Source organism: Acidimicrobiia bacterium (genome assembly GCA_029210695.1).
GTDB lineage: Bacteria > Actinomycetota > Acidimicrobiia > Spongiisociales > JAHEDJ01 > JAHEDJ01.
Map to the genome: position 1 here is coordinate 1 of JARGFH010000148.1, position 1067 is coordinate 1067.

Annotated in this window: 2 protein-coding genes; one reads left to right on the forward strand and one right to left on the reverse strand. The window is 59.2% G+C overall.

Annotation, left to right across the window (positions count from 1 at the left end; all coding sequences use genetic code 11):
* The first annotated feature begins 110 nt into the window (after positions 1-110).
* A complete protein-coding gene (locus P1T08_18825; protein ID MDF1598128.1) occupies positions 111-557 on the forward strand; it encodes an SEC-C metal-binding domain-containing protein in 447 nt (148 codons plus the stop codon).
* A gap of 85 nt (positions 558-642) precedes the next feature.
* Here P1T08_18825 and P1T08_18830 read toward each other — a convergent pair.
* The coding region (locus P1T08_18830; protein MDF1598129.1) for a hypothetical protein at positions 643-1067 on the reverse strand (425 nt) is incomplete at its 5' end.

A 1067-nucleotide genomic window follows, 5' to 3' on the forward strand; every position in this document is an offset into this window, starting at 1 on the left:
CGTCACCGTGGCCGTCACCAGTCTCCAAGAGCACCAACCGGCGCTCCCACCCGAAGGTAAACCACTGACAAGTTGCCGCCGGTATACCGGTATACCGGAAAGGTAAGGCGATGGCGCTGGAACGAGGCACGCTCGCCAAGATCGATCGGCGGATCTTCACAGAATTGCATCACTGTGAGGGCATGCAGTTGGTGAAGGTCCCCCTGCCAGAGGCGGTATGGTCGACGTGGCGGCGCTACTGCCAAGCGATTGGACTCACGATGGGAGCAGGCATCGCCGGCCTCATCGATCAAGAACTCGGCGCACTCGTGAGGGAGGACGAGCCTCCTGGAGTGGTGTTCGCTGCGGAGCTGGAGCACCGGCTGGTTGTCCGGTCTGAGGCTCTCGACATACAGGAACGCCGTCTGGACGAACGAGAGCAGTCACTGAGAGCATCGGAGCGTCTCCTGCGGGCCAGAACCAGACCGCTTGAGCTACCGAGCAAGTCGAGTGTCGGTCGGAATGATCGCTGCCCGTGCGGTTCGGGCTACAAGTACAAGCGGTGCCACGGCAACTGATTCGCTGCTGAGAGAGAGTCAAGACCCTGAAGGTGTTGTGTCAATGGGAATGATTGTGGAACAGGTCGTGGTGTTGATCCAGTGCCTAGCGCAATGACTTGACCAGTGATACCAGCTCGTCGAGGGACAGGTGCCGAACCTGTTGGGCTACCGGGTCAGCAAGAATCATCGGGGCTTCCTCTAAATACCCTTCATGCTCGGAGCTGATGGGATTCCATGCGCCGATGAGAGCATTCACAAACAGGCCCTGAGATGACACCAGGCAGTAGCCTGCCCGATCCCAGGCTTCGATGGCCTCCGGGGTGGTCTTGCCCCATCCGTCCTCGTAGCTCTGACCTGTCCACCGCAGGAACATCAGTGCGGGTTGGGAGGAATAGTCATCTGGCGTAAGGTAGGTGGAAAGCTGAATGGTTTTCCCCCCAACGGGCAGGGAACCCTCTGTGTCAACGTTTCGTGAGACGGGTCGTGTAGGTGTATCACTGTGTTGAGAGGGCGGGATGGGAGAATCCC